Source organism: Aestuariibius violaceus, assembly GCF_040779325.2.
Lineage (GTDB): Bacteria > Pseudomonadota > Alphaproteobacteria > Rhodobacterales > Rhodobacteraceae > Aestuariibius > Aestuariibius violaceus.
Genome location: NZ_JBFONT020000001.1, coordinates 697904 through 715852 on the forward strand (window position 1 = coordinate 697904; position 17949 = coordinate 715852).

The following is a 17949-nucleotide window of genomic DNA, read 5'->3' on the forward strand; positions in this document are numbered from 1 at the left end:
GGGGGACGGGCCAGATTGTTGGCCCGCCTGGGATCGTCACGCCGTGTGAGCCCGAAACCAGCCGAGGCGGCGGAAGAGCACCCAGTCGAGGATCAGGGCGAGCATGAGTGAGGCACCCATCAGCGGGAACAGCAGAGCGAGCCCGATGATGAGAAAGATCATTCCGGTGCCAAGCGCTGCATCCGGTGCGGCAGGTACGCCAAGGCTTCCCTTGGGTCTGCGCAACCACCAGGCAGCGAAGCCGGAGACCGCCAGAACAAGCGCTGCGGTCGCGGCAATTGTGTTTTGCAGAAGGTTGACCCATCCGTAGAGTTCACCCTGGTGGAATGAGATCCCCAGCGAGATGCCTTGGGCGACCACGGGGTTATCAGAGAAGTCATGCCGCATCAGAACCGCGCCAGAATACTGGTCGATGATCAGTTCGGTCTGGTTGTAGCGGTCGATACTGGCCGAGCGGATCCAGAAGGCGCCCTCAGTATCCGTGGGTGGACGCATCTCATAAGGTGCAACCAGACCCTCGGCTTTGGCGATGCCGAAGACGTCGGCAAAGGGGATCGGATCGCCCTCGGATTCGGTCGAGTCCGGAACGTCACCGCCGAAGCGCAAGCTGCGACTGTCCTGCCCGGTACGTTCCTGCACGTAGGACAGGCCGCCGCCCCAGACATCGGTCCAGGGCAAACCGGTTATGATGATCGGAACGACAAGGATCGTGGCTAGAAATCCGGTGAAGAGATGGGTTTCGCGCCACCAGCTCCGGCTTTTGCCGCGCGGCAGACGGAACGCCTTCCCCCAGCTTCTGGAGCCACGCGGCCACCAGAGATAGGCCCCGGTGATGAACATCACGATGGCCCAATGGGCTGCGAGTTCAACGAATTTGGTACCAAGATCGCCCAAAAGAAGCTCGCCATGGAGTTTGCGGACGATCTGCATGACCATCTCGTCTCGGGGTGTTACGGCCAGAACCTCAGCCGTGTAGGGATCGACCCAAGCGATTGAGCGGACACCGTCGGCATCGTCAAACTCGATCACGGTCGATCTGTCGATGGCATCGTGATCGGTCACACCACGCAGGCGGGTTATCCCGGCTATCTCTGCGACAGCATCGACCTGTGCTTCATGCGGCATCGCTTCGGCCCCGATGGGAACGGTCAGACGATCCGCGTAGAGCCAGGCTTCGATCTGAGGTTTGTAAAGGTAGATGCCGCCCGTGATGGCCAGCAAGGCCATGAACGGCAGAACGTAGAGAGCGGCAAGGAAATGCCATTTCCACACGAGGCGGTAGAAGGCGCCGCCGGTCGCTGTTGCGCCGGACTGCGCCGATGCAGTGACATCGGTCATGTAGCAGTATCCTGAATTTAGCTTCGATCTGAGGACTTTGGTCAGATCGGCAGCGGCGGTGCGCGGGTTGGCCCGCGTATCAGGATGACGGACAGATCTCGCCGGAGGCTGGGGCGATGGATCGCTTGATCCCCATAGTCCCGGGCAAGATAGACCCAGCGCGGAATATCCTGTTCTGCATCGGCGATGACATTCGCCGGCGGACATGGCTCTGCCCCGTCCTGTTCGACTTCCACAGGCTCTCCCTCGGGTGAGATCGTCATCACAACCATCTCACCCCCTGTGCAGATCACCATCGTCTGCCAGCCTGGAATGAGCTCGACCAGCACGACCCCCATCTTCGGCACCAGAAGGCCGAGGACCAGGGAAAGAACCAGGAGGGGTCGTAAAACCGCGCATCGCATGGGCGAGTGATAGCCGAGGAAGGTGCCCATCGAAACGGGCAATGGTGGATCCCTCATGCCAGATTGCCGCAGAGGCCGGAGGGAGCGTTCAGATGATACGCTTCGAGACGCGCCGCGCCCGCGACTTGAGTCCTGGTATGTTCACCTGCGGTGACGTCATCAGCTCTGCCAACGTTTCGGAGTTTCACCAACACCATCAGGTCGTCGGGTGCGAAATGCGGGGCGGAACCGAAGACTAAAGATCCCCGAGGCAGGCTTTGGAGATCAAATCTCAGAACGGGAACCTGTGGCGTCAGACCCGCGCATCCTCAAACCACGCGCTTCAGAAACGCCTTTGTGCGCGGCTCCTGCGGGGTCGAAAAGATCGTTGCAGGCGGGCCTTCCTCGACGATCATGCCGCCGTCCAGAAAACAGACCTTGTCAGCGACCTCTCGCGCGAAGGCCATCTCGTGGGTGGCCAAGACCATCGTCATCCCTTCGCCCCGTAACTGCCGGAGGACGTCGAGGACCTCCCCCACCAGCTCGGGATCAAGCGCCGAGGTAATCTCGTCGAAGAGCATGATCTCGGGCGACATTGCCAGCGCGCGGATGATCGCGACGCGTTGTTGCTGACCGCCGGACAGCTGATCAGGGTAATGGCCCATCTTGTCGCCCAGCCCGAAGCGCTGAAACAGCGCGCGGACAGGCGCAGCCAAGGCCTCTCGGCTTTTGCCATGCACCCGGCGCGGGGCCAGCATCACGTTCTCGGCGGCTGTCATGTGGGGGAAGAGGTTGAAGGACTGAAAGACGATCCCGATCCGCGCCCGCACTGGCTGGGGATCGAGTCCCGGCACGCTGATATCTTCCCCGTCGAGCATGATCTCGCCGTCATCGATCGGTTCTAGCAGGTTGATGCAGCGTAGGAGGGTGGACTTCCCCGACCCGGACGGACCGATGAGGCAGACCATCTGCCCCTCCTCAACGCTCAGATCGATTCCCCGGCAGACGGCATTGTCCCCGAAGGCCTTTGCGACGCCCCTTAGTTCCAGTTTCGCCATCACCCCTGCCGCCGCCTTTGCCGTGCGAGAAGATAATCGGCGTAGCGCGTGGCCGGGATCGTGATGGCAAGGAAGATCACCGCCGCGCCCACATAGGGCGTGAAATTCGCCATCAGTGACTTGTAGACGCCAGCCTGCCGGAAGATCTCTACAGGACCTATGAAGCTCAGGAGCGCGACGTCCTTCTGCAACGCAATGAAGAGGTTCATATTCGCGGGGGCCACGTTCCGGATCGCCTGCGGCAAGATCACGTAGCGCATCGTATCGGCCTCCGAGAGACCGAGAGAGGCGGCGGCGGCCCGTTGGCTCTTGTGGATTGACTCGATGCCCGATCGGATGACCTCGGCCACATAAGCCGCGTAGACGAGGATCAGCGCCAGCGATCCCCAGATATAGGGTGAGTTCCAAGGCCGTGGCAGGCCCAGCCCCGGCACACCGAATCCAATCAGATAGACAACGAGGATCACTGGAAGTCCGCGGAAGATATCAGTGTAGAGCGCCCCGAAGGCGCGCAGCGGGAAGAGCGCTGGCGCGCTGGCGTCCCGGCAAAGCGCGATCATCAGGCCGACAATGGCAATCGCAGGGGCGCACCAGAGGAAGATCGCGACATCCAGCATGAAGGCGCGAAGAAGGCCGGGGAAGGTTTCCGCAAACACTTCGCCGTTAAAGAAGCTGCGCCTGACGGCCTCCCATCCCGGGGCGCGCGGCACGAGGATCACGATGGCCAGCACGACCGCGATGGTAGAGCCCGCGGCGATCAGGATTCCGCGCCGCCTCAGCTTTGCCTCGTAGCTCTGGCGGCGTGTCGGGGCAGGCCGCTGTGGCCCCGCCCCCACCATCGGTGCGTCAGCCATCTTACTCGATCACGGGAACGCCGGTGGCCTCTTGTAGCCACTCCGCCTCGATTTCGGCCAGGCGGCCGTTTTCGGTCAGCGCGCCGATGGCGGCGTCGACGCATTCGCGCAGCGCGCTGCCGTCTTCCATCAGCAGGCCGAAGCGATCAGGCGTTATCGTCCGGTCGACAGGGAACTGGCCCAGCACCACACCGCCGTCTACCACGACGGCAGCGAGATAGAGTGCGGTCGGCAGATCGAAGAAGGCCGCATCGATCTGGCCGGCCTGCATTGCCGCGGTCACGTCGGTATTGTCGCCATAAAGAAGCGGGTCGCGATCGGGCGACACCGTTTCGGTCAACATGGGCAGTGCCGTTGTCGTCGCCACGGCGCCCCAGCGCAGTCCGCGCAGGCTGTCAAGTGAGGGCGACGCCCCCGCCTCGACCACCGCTTCCGTCGTCAGGACCGCCATCGCGGCGGAATAGTAGGGCTCTGAGAAGTCGACCATCTCTTCCCGTTCTGGCGTGATCGAGTATTGCTGAAGATTGAAGTCGAAGTCCTTCGCTCCCGGCTGGATCGCGGCGTCGAACGAGGTTCTGACCCAACGCACGGCATCGGACTCGAACCCCATCTCGGCGGCGATCGCATAGGCGACGGCAGCTTCGAACCCTTCGCCGCTTTCCGGCGCATCGTTCAGAACCCACGGATAAAAGGCGGGATTGCCCGTCGCGATCGTTAGGACCCCGTCCTCCAGGGTCTTGCCTTCGGCGCATTGGCCGTGGGCGTCAGCCAAGGCGGCCGTCGCGGTGGCGCAGAGGAGAAACGCGGTAAGCGGCGCGGTTTTCATGGTGTGGTCCATCCTGATCGGGTTTCTTCCACCAGCGTAAAGGCGGGGCGGAATTTGTCCATGATCCTCGGCCTCTGGTTCGCCACTTGTGGTTCCAGGTTCCCGCCCTGTTCGCTTAAGCTCACCGATATGCGGCAGCATGCTATCAGCGGCGACCTCAGGCGGATATAGGAGCAAAGCCCGACTACTGCACTGAAATACAGGGGATTTCCGTGAAATGGTGCCCAGGAGAGGACTCGAACCTCCACGTCCATACGGACACCAGCACCTGAAGCTGGCGCGTCTACCAATTCCGCCACCTGGGCAGGTCGCGCGACAGCCCTCTAGGCCGAGGTGCGGGCGCTGTCAACGGGCGATCCGCCGCTTTGCGCCTTGCCGCCCCGAAACCCCATGGCTAAACCGCTGATACTGCTTGAAGGAGTGTGCCGCATGGATGGGCTGGTTACGGTTTTCGGCGGGTCGGGGTTTGTCGGCCGCTATATCACCGAGGAGCTGGCGCGGCTTGGGTGGCGGATCCGGGTCGCGGTGCGGCGGCCGAATGAAGCTGGATTCGTAAGGACTTACGGGGCCGTCGGACAGGTGGAGCCTGTTTTCTGCAATATCCGCGACGATGCCAGCGTCGAGGCCGTCATGCGGGGGGCTGACGCGGTTGTGAACTGCGTGGGCATCCTGGCCGAGACGGGGCGCCAATCCTTCGAGGCGGTGCAGTCCGACGGGGCCGAACGGATCGCGAAAATCGCGCAGAAACATGGGGTTGAGCGGTTCGTTCAGCTGTCGGCCATTGGCGCCGACGAGGGGGCGGACAGCGAATATGCCCGCACCAAGGCCGCCGGAGAAAAGGCGGTGCTGGAACATATGCCGCAGGCGGTGATCCTGCGGCCATCGATCGTCTTCGGGCCGGAAGATCAGTTCTTCAACCGCTTCGCCGGAATGGCGCGGCTGGGGCCGGTTCTGCCGGTCGTGGGCGCCGAGACGCGGTTTCAACCGGTCTATGTGGAGGACGTGGCGAAGGCCGCGGCGAAGGCCATCGAAGGCGAGGTCAAGCCGGGCATCTACGAGCTGGGCGGACCGGATGTGCAGACCTTCCGGGAGCTGATGGGCGAGATGCTGGAGATCATCCGCCGGCGGCGGCTCGTGGCCAATATTCCCTTCGGAATCGGGCACTTGATGGGCTGGGGGTTTGGCCTGGCCGAGAAGCTTTCGTTCGGGATCGTGAAGGCGCCGATCACCCGGGATCAGGTGCGGAATCTGGCGCAGGACAACGTGGTTTCCGAAGGGGCCATGGGCTTTGCGGAGCTTGGGATCGAGCCCACGGCGATGGAGGCGGTGCTGCCGGAGTACCTCTGGCGGTTCCGGCCGTCGGGGCAGTACGACGAGATCAAGGAAAGCGCCCGGAACCTGCGCTAGACACAGGTCTTAACGGGATATGACCCGGTGCATGCGGTGCAAATCGCGCCTCGCGACGCGAATCGGGGGTTAACGCCAGTAAATCATGGAAAATGCCGTGTCGGCACTTGGTCGGCATCACGTCGGCATTCGGTCGGACTCTCGCGCGGAAATCGCGGGGTTAACGGAGCGTGCGGTCGGGTTTGGCGCAACGGTATTGGATCGATATTGGGGACAATATTGGACTTCTATTTCGCTTTGTTGATCTTGCCTTTTGGCGGAACCCAGTGGTTCCGGGATGGGTGGTGGTCGAAGCGGCGTCTTCTCCTCGCCTTAGAGTGCGATTTTCGGAGGTGCGCGACGTTGGCTTGGTGGGTGAAATCACCCACCCTACGACTGTGTTTTTCGTGGGGGCGGTGCGTGCAAGCACGCACCTTACGACGCTATTCCTGCTCGTCCGGAAAAACTTGCGCGGCTTCAAACATGTCTTCGATGGCTGAAAGCATTTGAGGCACCTTGTCGAATACGTCCGGAGACGGATCGCAACCGTTTTCGACCTCTTCCCAAGAACAAAGGAACAGATTATCTCCCGTAATCTTCACCCACATAAGTATTAGATGTGGGCGCGTTTCTTCAGGATCCTCTTCAAATGCATGTGTGCGGAAGCGACACAAGCCGTCGCAGTAAACGCGGATATGATGGCCATTCAGCATTGGATCTTTTGACAAAAGCCGGAATGCCCGGAAACCAACCGAGTTTGGCTCTTCGACACTGAGTGCCCAAAAATCATCATTGTACGAGCGCGCGCCGGCTGCTTCAATTTGCTCAGGAGTTGCGTCCTCTGGGAGATCTTGTAATGGTCGCGGGCGGCGGACGCTGTTATGGTCTCGATCATCGAAAGGCGAGATACGTAGATTTATGACTATCTCTGAATAAAGACCAGGCGGCTCATCCCTGAACCAAGGCATTTCATCTGACAACCCATAGTAGTTCAGTAGGTCATCACAGCACCAGGAAATGCTAAGGCCTTGCGATTGGCTGAACGATCGCGCGTGCGTTCCATCATCAGGTCCATCCACAAATCGCCCTGCTCGGACCCCCCGAGCAGCTACGCCGCGTGGTTTGAGAGCGGCCAGCTTGTCGTGGTGCGGAAAGTAGTAGACTTCGGGTCCGAACGCATAGGTCTCGTATCCGACAGGAAACTGATCGCAGTCGGTGATTTCACAAAGCTCCGACCATTCAGAAATCTCATCCAACATCTCTGGGTTCTCGATTTCGATGCCATCTGCCGGTAAGTGTTCCGGCAAGAAAAGCAGGAAGCCGACGAGAAAAGCTATCGTTGTGCGCATGCTCTATCTTTTGACTGGCCTCACGCCAGCGCCTCTTCAATCTCTTCAGGAAAAACGTAATTCAATGACAAAGAAGGGACGTCGATCGCGCGGCCCGTACACTTTTTTGATCATGCCACCGCTTCGATAATGACACAACGCGCCGCGTCATCACAGGTGTTCGGCTGGGTGTGGCGCAAGCACGGCGTTGGGGATGGCATGGCGGGGTGAACCCCGCCCTACGGTGTCAGTTTGGGCCGACGCGCATGGTGGGTGGAATCACCCACCCTACGCTCCGTGGTCGGGTCAGGCGCTTGAGGTCAGCTGGCGAGGGCCTCGTCTAGGAGCGCCTTGAGTTCCGGGTAGGACATGTTCGACTTGGTCTCGCCATTGATGACGAGGGTCGGCGTGGCGCGCACGTTGTGCTCTTCGACGTTCTCTTCGTACCAGGCGACGAGGGTCTGGGCCATGTCGGCGTCGCTCATGCAGGCGTCCACGGCGGCCTCGTCCAGACCGGCGGCGATGCCGATGCGGCGGAGATTGGCGGCGATCTGGGCGCCGTCGCCTTCTGTCCACTCGCGCTGGCGGGCATAGAGCATCTCGGAGATGCCGAAGAAGCGGATCGGATCGCAACGGGCGACCATCGAGGCCCAGAGGCCGGGGCGGTCGAAATAGACCTCGCGATAGACGAACTTGATGCGGCCCGGATCGATGAATTCCGCCTTCAGCTGCGGATACTGGTTGGCGTGGAACGTCGCGCAGTGGGGGCAGGTGAAGCTGGCATATTCGATCAGTTCGACCGGGGCGTCCGGGTTGCCCTGCACCATCTCCTGCACCGCGGAGGTGTCGACATTGCTTGATTGCGCCTGTGCCGCGGGGATCAGTGTTTCGCCCGGCCCGGCAGGGCGGGTCAGAAGGTAGGCGCCGCCGCCGATGGCGCCGATCCCGGCGAGGCTGAGGAACGCTCTGCGCTGCATGGTCATCGTCGTTTACTCCCTTTCGCGAGGACGTTCGCCCCGAGCTTTTCCAGTGCCGCGCGCAGTCCCGGATCGGTGACGGGCGCGGCGATTTCCTGTGATTTCGGGTCCGGCGCCGGGGGCGTCAAGGGTGCGCGCTGAAACGGCGCGGCAGCCTCGGCGAAGCCGTGCGGCGCGGTCTGGGTGATGTTGATCTTGCGGATCGCCCCGTAGCCGTAGCAGGCATTGACCCGGTCGCGGATCTTTTCCTTCTCCATCTCGACCATGGGGGCGAGGCTGCCCTTGACGAGGATTGTCAGCGTGCCGCCGACCTCGGCCCGGCCGTAGGTCATCTTGACGGGTTCGGCCATCCCGGCGATGCGGGGGCCGACGATTTCGGGCCAGTGGGTCAGCAGGCGGGAGACGGCGAAGCCACGGGATTCGGCGGCGGAGCGGATCTGTCCGCTCACCAGCCCTGCCGCGCGGGTGAAGCCCCGCGTCATGGATTGCCGTTTGCCTGCCATCGGTGCCATTTTAGATGGCCTGGTGCGTCGCACCAGCGAAACCGGACGGAGCGCCATAAAGAATGCGTGACACAGCCTACTCTGGCCTCTCTGCCGTCCTGCTGGACTGGTACGACCGCCATGCGCGTTCGCTGCCTTGGCGGGTGCCGCCGGGGAGCGGGGCGCGGCCCGATCCCTATCGGGTCTGGCTGTCGGAGGTGATGCTGCAGCAGACGACGGTGGCGGCGGTGAAGGGGTATTACGAGCGGTTTACTTCTTTCTGGCCCGATGTGGGCGCCTTGGCGGCGGCCGAGGATGCCGACGTGATGGCGGCCTGGGCGGGGCTTGGCTACTACGCGCGGGCGCGGAATCTGTTGAAATGCGCGCGGGCGGTGGCGGCGCGCGGGGCGTTTCCGGACACCTATGAGGGGCTGCTGGAGCTACCCGGGATCGGGCCCTACACGGCGGCGGCGATCGCGGCGATCGCTTTTGGGCGGCCCGCAACGGTGATGGACGGGAATGTGGAGCGGGTGATGGCCCGGCTGCATGACGAGCGTGCGGCGCTGCCGGGCGTGAAGCCGGTGCTTTACGCCCATGCGGAGCGGCTGACGCCGGTGGAGCGGCCCGGGGATTATGCGCAGGCGGTGATGGATCTGGGGGCGACGATCTGCACGCCCCGGTCGCCCGCCTGCGGGATCTGCCCGTGGCGGGAGCCCTGTGCGGCGCGTCTGGCCGGGACGGCGGCGGAGCTCCCCAAGAAGGCGCCGAAGGTCAAGAAGCCGGTGCGGACGGGCGTCGCTTATGTGGTTCGGCGCACGGATGGGGCGCTGTTACTCGAGACCCGGCCCGAGACGGGGCTGCTGGGCGGAATGCTGGGCTGGCCGGGGACGGAGTGGGGGGTGGATCCGGAAGCGGCGCCGCCCGTCGACGCGGCGTGGCGGCGCTTGGAGGGGGAGGCGCGGCATACGTTCACGCATTTCCATCTGCGGTTGGCGATCGAGGTGGCCGAAGTGCCAGAGGGCCTTTCACCGGATCGCGGGCGGTTCGTTCCGGCGGAGGTCTTCGATCCCGGCGCCCTGCCCACCGTCATGCGCAAGGTCTGGCGGCTGGCCGACGGGACGTTACGACACCTTTGATTGAGCCGTGAACCCTGCGTAAGCTGGTTGCGCGAGGAGGAAGCGCCCATGATCACCAGTGTCCCGACGGCCGAGATGAACCGCGTGTCGCACGCCCTGCCGTTCTGGCTGTCGCTGGCCCTGGTGCCGATCGCGTGGATCGGGGCGTTCTACGGCAGCTGGACGGTGTTCCTGCTGCCGATCTCGACATGGTACCTGTTTTCACTGGTCGATGCGGCGCTGGGGCTGGAAGAGGGAAATCCGGACCCGAACTCGGACGCCGATCTCAGCTGGTACAAGGCGATCACGCTGATCTGGGCGCCGGTGCAGTTCCTGACGCTGTTCGGGATCATGGCCTATGCGACGCGCGCCGATCATCTGGCGGGCTGGGAGGTGTTTTTCCTGATGGCGAACCTTGGCGTCATGTCGGGGACGATCGGGATCACCTATGCGCACGAGTTGATGCACCAGAAGAACCGGCTGGAACGCTGGATGGGCGACATCCTGATGGCGATGGCCATGTACGGCCATTTTCGGTCGGAGCATCTGCTGGTCCATCACCGCTATGTGGGCACCCCGCGCGATCCGGTCACGGCGCGGTACAACGAAGGGTTCCACCGCTTCTTTCCGCGGGTTCTGAAGGGATGCCTTCTGTCGGCGTGGAAGGCCGAGACGGGGCTGCTGGCGCGCAAGGACAAGCCGTGGTGGGACCTGAAGAACCCGTTCTGGCGCTATGGCGCGCTGCAGCTGGGCCTTCTGGTGATTGCCTTCCTGATCGCGGGCTGGCTGGGCGTTCTGTTCTTTATCGTCCAGGCCTTTGTCGCGATCTGGCAGCTGGAGCTGGTGAATTATGTCGAGCATTACGGACTGACCCGGAAGCATCTGGGCGACGGCAAATACGAGCATGTCCAGCCGCGCCACTCGTGGAATTCGGCGCACAAGGCGTCGAACTGGCTGCTGATCAACCTGCAGCGCCACTCCGATCACCATTACAAGCCCGACCGCCGGTTTCCCCTGCTGCAGACCTATGAGCAGGATGAGGCGCCGCAGCTGCCCTATGGCTATCCGGTGATGACGATGCTGGCGATGATCCCGCCGCTTTGGCGGCGCTACATGAACCCGCGGGTGCGGGACTGGCGGCAGCGGTATTATCCGGAGATCGAGGATTGGGGGCCGTACAAGACGGCAAGCAATCCGATGCCGCGGTGAGGTTGGGTCGCGGGGTCGCTGTGCGCCACCCTATACGCATCGTGCGGCGGTGCGCGTTCATGACCGGCGGAAGGATATGAGAAGGGGAGCGCAACAGCATCGCACCCCCCGACCGGGTTTATTGGACGCCCTGACGTCCCTGTGGCCCGTGGCGGCCTGGCCAGATTGGCTGCCACGGTTTGTAACGGGAGCGTCTTTCCCTAGTTCGACGCCTGCCGCTCCAGGTCGGTGACCCAAACTTCGACCCGGCGGTTGATCTGGCGGCCGGTATCGGTGTCGTTGCAGGCCAGCGGCGATGCCTCGCCGAAGCCGGCGGCGCGGATCCGGATGTCTTCGAGGCTGCCCTGCGGGGCGGCGCGCAGGAGCGCATCGCGGACGACGGCGGCACGGGACTGGCTGAGGAGACGGTTCTTTTCCGGATCGCCGATCGCATCGGTAAAGCCGACCAACAGGATCTCCTTGTTCGCATAATCGCCGGTCGAGAGAAGGCTTGCCAGGCGTTCCACATCGCCAAGCGCCCGGCTGTCCAGACGGCTTGACCCGAATTCGAAGCGGTAGGTGAGTGACAGACGGTCGCCCGTGACGAGGTCGCCCATCATCTCTCTGAGATCCGCGAACGAGACCTGCGTGCCGTTATCCATCACGGCCGAGGCGAGGCGCACCCCCTGTGCGTCGATCGGACGGGCGGTGATGCGCTGGTCGACGAGACCGGATTGCGAGACGACGATCTGGCCGTCATCCGACAAGGCGAAGTCCAGCATGCGTTCGCCGTGACCGCCGGCGATGTCGGAGTTGGAATAGGCGTAGATGCGCCGTGTGAGCGGGTATTCCTCGGTCTTGATGGTGAAGGCGTTGACCGGGGTCTGAACGCCGCATGTGCCGCGGATGGCCATCGCGCGGGCATCGCCCAGCGACGAGAAGCTGCTGACCCCGATCGCGAACGGATCGCGCGCGACGGCGGCCGAGATCTCTTCATCGCTGTCCAGAATGGTGACGTTGGGGGCCAGCCGTGCACCGGCGGGACCCATCACCTGCTGCTGGAAGACATTCATCGTGCCCACGGTGGATTCGCGGGCGTAGATCTTGATATCCGCGCCGAACCCGCCGAGGTCGGACCACTTGCTGATCCGGCCCGAGAAGACGGCCGGCAGATCCTGGGCCGAGATGGCACGGACCGGGTTCGCCGGGTGGTTGACGATCACGACGCCGTCGAGCGCGAGCACGTTCTGGCGGTCTTCGATCGCGCCGCCGCCCGCGATGCGGAAGCTTTCGCTTTCGTTGGCGGCCCGGGTCGAGATGGCGATATCGGCCTCTTCCGCGCCCAGGGCGCCCAGGCCCTCGGCACTGTTGGTCAGGTTGAGCGCCACGTCGACCACCGCCTCGCCCGCGGGCGTGCGCAGGGACAGCGCGCCCGTGCCGTCGGTCACGCCGTCGCCTTCGACCTCGGCATCGACGGTTTGCGCGTAGCCGCGCACCAGGGCGGGAACGAGGTCATCGGGGACCGATTGCGATCCGGCGACGCGCACCATTTCGGCATCGCCGCCTGTGGCGTCCTGTCCGGGGCAGGCATCGCCGAGGCAGCGCATCGACAGCGCGTCGACCTGCACCACGCCGATCGGACTGCGCACGACGTATTTGCTGCCGTCGAAATCGAGCAGCTCGCCGCTGATGGTGATGGACTCGTCAAAGGATCTCAGCGTCACGACATCGGCGGTGGCTGCCGTCGCCAAGGCAGATAAACAGACGGCCGCCTTCAGAGAGCACTTCAGTGAATAAACCATTTGTTTCTCCTGTCTTTTCTCGGGTGGTTCCAGGCTGCCCCTTGCCTGGATGGAATGGGTCGCTGGGCCTTCTGGGAGGCCTGGAAAAGGAGGACTCGGTATGCGGGAGGGCGGCTCATCAGAACGCAGCCTCCGGGATGAACAAGGCAATCTGGGGAAATGCGACAAGCAGTGCGACGCAGCAGATCATCGCGATAAGGAAGGGGAAGACGCCGGCGAAGATCGTCTCGAGCTCGACATCGGTGGCGACGGTCTTGACCACGAAGCAATTGACGCCGACGGGCGGGCTGATCAGGCCCATTTCGAGCACCAGCACCATGATGACGCCGAACCAGATCGGATCGAAGCCCAGCTGCAGGACCAGCGGGAACACGACGGGAAGGGTGATCACCATGAGCGACAGCCCCTCGATCACCATGCCCAGCAGTAGGTACATGACGAGGATCACGGCGAGGATCCCGTAGGGTCCGATCGCGAGGCCCGCGACCCATTCGGAAATCGCGGCGGGCAGGCCGGAGAGGGCGACGAAGGGGGCAAACACGCTGGCCCCGATCAGGATCAGGAAGCACAGGCCGGTCGTTTGGAGCGTGTCGACGATGACGTTCTTGGTGACGGTGGGGGTCAGCTGGCCGCGCAGGATGACCATGACGAGGGCAAGGAAGGCGCCGATCCCCGCGGCCTCGACCGGGGTGAAGAGGCCCGCATAGATGCCGCCGATCGTGATCAGGATGATCAGCACGATGGGCATGCCCTTGAGCAGGGCCTTGAAGCTTTCCGCCCAGTTGACGCGCTCGCCCTTGGGGCTTTCGGAGGGGCGGAAGGCGGCGAACACACGGATCGCGACAAGGAAGAGGCAGGTCAGCAGGAGGCCGGGGATGATCCCGGCGAGGAAGAGCCGCCCGATGCTTTCCTCGGTCAGGATAGCGTAGAGGACGAAGCCGGTCGAGGGCGGGATCAGGATGCCCAGGGTGCCGCCCGCCGCGATGGCGCCGGTCGACAAGCGCTGGCCGTAGCCGTAGCGCTGCATCTGCGGATAGGCGACCCGGCCCATCGTGACGGCCGACGCGATGGAGGAGCCGCTGAGCGCCGCGAACCCGGCGCAACCGACGACGGTCGCCCCCGCAAGCCCGCCGCGCCAATGCCCGATGAAGGCCTGCGCGGCGTCGTAGAGGTTGCGGCTGAGGCCGCCCGCGGCGGCGAGCGTGCCCATCAGGATGAAGAGCGGCAGGACGGTCAGGTCGTAATTCGATATGATCTCGAAGCTTTGCCCGGTCATCGAATAGGAGGCGCTTGAGAACGAGTTGAGCGCGCCGGTGCCGATGAAGCCCACAAGCAGCATCGCGATGCCGACCGGGAAGCGCAGGCCGATCAGTAGCAGGAGGCCGGCGAAGCCCAGGATACCGATCAGTTCAGACGTCATGGCGGGCTCCGGCAGGCTCCGGGTCGACGTCAGCCTTGGCGTGCTGTTCTTCGTCGGCCTGATGCGGGTTGATATTCTCCGACGACAGGCTGATCGGGCCCCTGGCCTGTTCGTAGATCAGCGCGAGCGCCGCCAGCGCGCCGCCGATGGCCAGGCAGAAGTAGAGCGGGCCGTAGGGGATTGAGAGCAGCAGGGAAGCCTCGCCGAAGGCGGCCGCTTCGGGGGCCGACAGGTAGTTCCGGTAGGCATAGTAGACGAGCATGGCGACCGACACGGTTCCTGCGACAAAAGCCAGAATGCCCCGCGGGCGTGGCGCCAGTTGCCGCGTCAGCAGATCGATCGACACCGCCTTGCCGCTGAGGATCGAGATCGGCACGGCGCAGGCCACGCAGATGACCATGAGCGCCTCGGAAATCTCGCTCGCGCCGAAGATCGACTGGTTGAACTGGCGCATGGTCGCATCCGCCATCGAGATCCCCATCATCGCGATGAGGGCCAGGCCACCGATGAGCGACGCGAGCGAGGCGACACCGATGGTCAGGTAGCGGATCATGACAGAGTGTCCGGGGCCGGTTTCATACCCTCAATTCCCCGCCTGTCCCTGAGTGCTGTAGGGAAATCGCTCGAGAAAGGCGCTCAGCTGGTATTCGTTCAGCGTCACGACCTGCACGCCGTTCTCGGCCGCGGTCGATATCGCGCGCTGCCCGACCCGCTGATAGGCTTGAGCGGCCTCGATGCTGAGCTCGCGGCCGGTCATGCTGTCGAGCATCTGTTTCTCTTCGTCGGTCAGCCCTTCCCAGCGTTCCTTGTTCATCACGAGGTAGAAGGTCGTGATCGCGCCGGGGATGTTGACCGTCACGAAGTTGCCGACCTCGTAAAGCTTGAAGCCGAGGATCGCCGAGCCGCCGATATAGGCCGCGTCGATGACGCCGGTGCTCATGGACTGGTAGACTTGGTTGGCGGGGAGCGTGACGGGGACGCCGCCCCAATCCTCGATGATCTTGGCGGTCGTCGGGTTGCCGACGCGCACCTTCATCCCGCGCAGATCGTCAAAGTTCCGCACCGGCCGGTCGCGGCTGATGATGACCGTGGGGTTGTTCGACCAGGTGGCGAGCAGTTTGACCCGCTCGTAATCCTGCTGGACCAGATCGATGCTGTCCCACATCGCCTCGGTCGCCGTCACCGGATCGAGGTAGAGGCCCGGAAGCTCGAACATCGTCGTCATCGGGAAGAGGTTCTGGGTATATCCGGGCAGGCCGAACGAGATGTCGGTTTCCCCTGTCACCGCCCGCTTGAACTGCTGGTTCGGCCCCTTTCCAAGTTCGCCCGCCGGATAGATCTGGATGACCGAGCGCCCTTCCATCGCCGCGTTGTACTCTTCGCTCAATGGCCGCATGACGAAGCGATCCATCGGATGCTGCGGCGACATGAAATGCCCAAGGCGGATTTCATCGCTTTGCGCAAAGGCCGTGGACGCCAAGAAAATCCCCAGAAATGCGATGGCAGCGGACTTCATGTCGATGGCTTCCTTCTTGTTGTTCGGTGAAATGAGGCGAGCATGATGATGCGGGCACCACGCCGCCGGGACCGCATCCGAACACTGGTGAATGGCTGGGGCTGCCGGACCGAAGACCCATACGCTTCGTCCGGTTCGGGGTCAGGAAACTGCTGTCTTGCGTCCGGCGATCCCGCAGACATGGCTGCGCGTCGCCTGACGGCTCCTTCCGATAGTTCCATCAACACCGCTTTCATCCCACAGGTGAACCTTGACAGGCGGAATGTCGCCTGTCAATGAAATGGACCACTGGTCCGAAAAATAGTGGAGTGTGTGATGCCCGTTGGAGCCAACCTGTTGAAGGAAAGCGGTAAACCCCTCTTCTTCAAAGTCGGGAACCCCGGCGACGTTGGACTGTCCGCACCCGATCCGCGGCTTGGGACAAGCATCCGGGCCGCTGTCCGCTCTCTGACGGTCATGCAGAAAGAGGCGCTGATCGCCTCGTCCCGGACCGGGCAGGTGTGGCGTCTGTCGTCCGATGAGGGCGTGTATCTGGACGGACATGATTACGCGCCCTGCCCGCTGTCGTTCCTGTCGACCGGCATGGTGTCGAGCTACATGAACGAGATCGAGGCGCTGGCGGCCCAGCGGGGGATCACGATCCATAACCTGCGGCTGATCCAGGACAATTACTATACGATGAAGGGCTCGGCCCTGCAGGGCACGATGACCGGCGGCGCCAAGGATATCGGGCTGGAAGCCCAGATCGAGGCGGATGCGGATGAGGCCACCCTGCAGGCGCTGGTCTACGATGCGGTCGCGGCCTCGCCCCTGAACGGTCTGATGCGGGGGGCGAAGGAGAGCCTTTTCACGCTGACCCATAACGGCCGGACCATCGACAATGCCCGGGCGCTGCCCGTCGGCGGACCGGCCCTGCCCGATCCGGGCGACCGCTTCGAGGGGGCTGAGATCGCGCCGGGCGACTGGAGCGGGATCATCCAGCGGACCGGCGAATTGACCCCGAAGAACGAGAACACGGCGACCTTTGCGGGCGGATCGCTTCAGGACGTTCAGGACCGGATCCTGCATCTGCGGGTCTTTGCCACGCGGCGGCCCGACGGCGTGAAAGAGATCGTGCAGTACCTCTACAATCCCCATGGGCGGATCTTCCGCTTCCTGTCGGATGAGGCGGGCCGCGCGCCCGATGCCGAGACCTATATCTGCGCCGGAATCGGCTTTTGCTTCATGACCCAGTTCGGCCGTTACGCGAAGATCGCGAAGGCGCCGCTGCACGATTACCGGATCGTGCAGGACGCGCACTTCTCGCTCGCCGGGGCCAGCGACGGCACGGGCCAGCCGGGCCGGGCCGATCCGCTGGAAACCCACTGCTACCTGTTCTCTGACGAGGCCGATACGTTCGCCCAGACAGCCCTTGATATGGCAGAGCAAACCTGTTTTCTTCATGCTTTCTGTAAGGCTGATCTGAAAGCCAAGGTTCGAGTGACGTCGTTTGATGAAAGTTTCGCTGCCTGAAGATATCACACGTGCTGACGTTCCCAATCGGGATACCGGCGGGGCGCTTGGCCGTGGACTGCGCCTTCTGACAGCCCTCAACGATCTGGAAACCGCGACCATCAGCGCGCTGGTGACCGAGACCGGCCTTGCCAAGCCGACGACGATCCGGTTGCTCAAGACCCTGGTCGCGGAGGGATACGCCTTTCACGAGCCCGAGACGCAGACCTACAGCGTCACCGCCAAGGTGTCGTCGCTGTCTCGCGCGCTGATCGGGCGCAATCAGGTGGACGAGGCGATCAAGGCCGAGCTGGACGGTCTGGCCGACACCCTGAAATGGCCTGTCGAGTTCATGGTGCCGGAAGGCGACAGCATGGTGATCCGGCTGAGCAACCGGGACCGTGCGCCGATCCGCCTGCGCCTGTTCGAGCGGCGGCGCTTCCCGCTTCTGAAAAGCGCCAGCGGTCTGGCCCATCTGGCGGACCTGTCCCCGGAGAACCGGGATGCGAAGCTGATGCGCTCCGGGCTGTCGGCAGCGGACGCCAAGGCCCTGCAAGACGAGATCGAGGCCGTTGCCGCCCAGGGCTATGCCGTCAGGCAGTTTCCGGAACTGGCGGCGAATATGCGGGTCCTCTCGGTCGCGGTTCCGCACGCGATCGGCGCGCTGAGCCTTGTCCATTTCGACGACGTCGTGACGGCATCGATCATGAACGATCACCTCGTCCCGGCTCTGAAGGCCGCCGCGTTGCGGGCATCCGAACATATCGAGCAGTATCAGCGCTAGA

The 17949-nt window shown here is 63.4% G+C and carries 18 protein-coding genes and 1 tRNA gene; 6 read left to right on the plus strand and 13 right to left on the minus strand.

The features are described from left to right. Window positions 1–36 precede the first annotated feature (36 nt). The gene (locus AADZ90_RS03460) at window positions 37–1338 is read right to left on the minus strand and encodes a PepSY-associated TM helix domain-containing protein (RefSeq protein WP_367309153.1); all 1302 of its coding nucleotides are present in this window, start codon (window positions 1336–1338) and stop codon (window positions 37–39) included. A 41-nt stretch (window positions 1339–1379) separates the two neighbouring features. Continuing rightward, window positions 1380–1784: a hypothetical protein gene (locus tag AADZ90_RS03465; protein WP_411996933.1), complete on the minus strand. Its 405-nt coding sequence runs from the start codon at window positions 1782–1784 to the stop codon at window positions 1380–1382. Between the two features lie 50 nt (window positions 1785–1834). Between AADZ90_RS03465 and AADZ90_RS03470 the strand changes: the two genes are divergently transcribed. Next, window positions 1835–1981, plus strand: coding sequence for a hypothetical protein (locus AADZ90_RS03470; protein WP_367309151.1), 147 nt, complete (start codon window positions 1835–1837; stop codon window positions 1979–1981). 69 nt (window positions 1982–2050) lie between these two features. Here AADZ90_RS03470 and AADZ90_RS03475 read toward each other — a convergent pair whose 3' ends face one another. The 4 genes from AADZ90_RS03475 to AADZ90_RS03490 all read right to left on the minus strand — a co-directional run bounded on the left by AADZ90_RS03475 (window position 2051) and on the right by AADZ90_RS03490 (window position 4764). Further along, on the minus strand, window positions 2051–2779 hold the full coding sequence (locus tag AADZ90_RS03475) for an amino acid ABC transporter ATP-binding protein (protein WP_367309150.1): 729 nt from the start codon (window positions 2777–2779) through the stop codon (window positions 2051–2053). Next, complete coding sequence (locus AADZ90_RS03480; protein ID WP_367309149.1) at window positions 2779–3633, minus strand: amino acid ABC transporter permease; 855 nt, start codon at window positions 3631–3633, stop codon at window positions 2779–2781. Before AADZ90_RS03480 ends, AADZ90_RS03475 begins: the two co-directional genes overlap by 1 nt. Window position 3634: 1 nt before the next feature. Further along, the gene (locus tag AADZ90_RS03485) at window positions 3635–4459 is read right to left on the minus strand and encodes an ABC transporter substrate-binding protein (protein ID WP_367309148.1); all 825 of its coding nucleotides are present in this window, start codon (window positions 4457–4459) and stop codon (window positions 3635–3637) included. A gap of 218 nt (window positions 4460–4677) precedes the next feature. After that, window positions 4678–4764 (minus strand) — tRNA-Leu (locus tag AADZ90_RS03490). Window positions 4765–4888: 124 nt separating this feature from the next. Here AADZ90_RS03490 and AADZ90_RS03495 point away from each other — a divergent pair. After that, complete coding sequence (locus tag AADZ90_RS03495) at window positions 4889–5866, plus strand: complex I NDUFA9 subunit family protein (RefSeq protein ID WP_367309147.1); 978 nt, start codon at window positions 4889–4891, stop codon at window positions 5864–5866. 422 nt (window positions 5867–6288) lie between these two features. On the opposite strand, the gene AADZ90_RS03500 is transcribed toward AADZ90_RS03495, so the two are convergent. The 3 genes from AADZ90_RS03500 to AADZ90_RS03510 all read right to left on the minus strand — a co-directional run bounded on the left by AADZ90_RS03500 (window position 6289) and on the right by AADZ90_RS03510 (window position 8662). Next, complete coding sequence (locus tag AADZ90_RS03500) at window positions 6289–7194, minus strand: hypothetical protein (RefSeq protein ID WP_367309146.1); 906 nt, start codon at window positions 7192–7194, stop codon at window positions 6289–6291. Window positions 7195–7493: 299 nt separating this feature from the next. Next, window positions 7494–8156, minus strand: a complete 663-nt coding sequence (locus tag AADZ90_RS03505; protein ID WP_367309145.1) for a DsbA family protein — start codon at window positions 8154–8156, stop codon at window positions 7494–7496. Continuing rightward, window positions 8153–8662 carry a DUF721 domain-containing protein gene (locus tag AADZ90_RS03510; RefSeq protein ID WP_411996934.1) on the minus strand — a complete coding sequence of 170 codons (510 nt, stop codon included), beginning with the start codon at window positions 8660–8662 and terminating at the stop codon, window positions 8153–8155. The genes AADZ90_RS03505 and AADZ90_RS03510 overlap by 4 nt, the downstream gene beginning before the upstream one ends. 53 nt (window positions 8663–8715) lie before the next feature. Between AADZ90_RS03510 and AADZ90_RS03515 the strand changes: the two genes are divergently transcribed. Further along, entirely contained in the window at window positions 8716–9768 is a 1053-nt protein-coding gene (locus AADZ90_RS03515; protein WP_367309144.1) for an A/G-specific adenine glycosylase, read from the plus strand. Window positions 9769–9816: 48 nt separating this feature from the next. Then, window positions 9817–10956 carry an alkane 1-monooxygenase gene (locus AADZ90_RS03520; protein WP_367309143.1) on the plus strand — a complete coding sequence of 380 codons (1140 nt, stop codon included), beginning with the start codon at window positions 9817–9819 and terminating at the stop codon, window positions 10954–10956. 200 nt (window positions 10957–11156) lie between these two features. Here the strand turns inward: AADZ90_RS03520 and AADZ90_RS03525 are convergent, their stop codons facing one another. The 4 genes from AADZ90_RS03525 to AADZ90_RS03540 form a co-directional block, all read right to left on the minus strand. Further along, the gene (locus tag AADZ90_RS03525; protein WP_367309142.1) at window positions 11157–12737 is read right to left on the minus strand and encodes a substrate-binding domain-containing protein; all 1581 of its coding nucleotides are present in this window, start codon (window positions 12735–12737) and stop codon (window positions 11157–11159) included. Between the two features lie 118 nt (window positions 12738–12855). Further along, the gene (locus tag AADZ90_RS03530) at window positions 12856–14157 is read right to left on the minus strand and encodes a TRAP transporter large permease (protein ID WP_367309141.1); all 1302 of its coding nucleotides are present in this window, start codon (window positions 14155–14157) and stop codon (window positions 12856–12858) included. Further along, entirely contained in the window at window positions 14147–14710 is a 564-nt protein-coding gene (locus AADZ90_RS03535) for a TRAP transporter small permease (protein WP_367309140.1), read from the minus strand. Before AADZ90_RS03535 ends, AADZ90_RS03530 begins: the two co-directional genes overlap by 11 nt. Window positions 14711–14740: 30 nt before the next feature. Beyond that, the gene (locus tag AADZ90_RS03540) at window positions 14741–15673 is read right to left on the minus strand and encodes a TRAP transporter substrate-binding protein (protein WP_367309139.1); all 933 of its coding nucleotides are present in this window, start codon (window positions 15671–15673) and stop codon (window positions 14741–14743) included. A gap of 315 nt (window positions 15674–15988) precedes the next feature. On the opposite strand from AADZ90_RS03540, the gene AADZ90_RS03545 reads away from it, so the two are divergent. Beyond that, entirely contained in the window at window positions 15989–17185 is a 1197-nt protein-coding gene (locus AADZ90_RS03545) for an OsmC family protein (RefSeq protein WP_367309138.1), read from the plus strand. Further along, window positions 17166–17948 (plus strand): IclR family transcriptional regulator, encoded by a 783-nt coding sequence (locus AADZ90_RS03550; protein ID WP_367309137.1) that lies wholly within the window; start codon window positions 17166–17168, stop codon window positions 17946–17948. The genes AADZ90_RS03545 and AADZ90_RS03550 overlap by 20 nt, the downstream gene beginning before the upstream one ends. Window position 17949 lies beyond the last annotated feature (1 nt).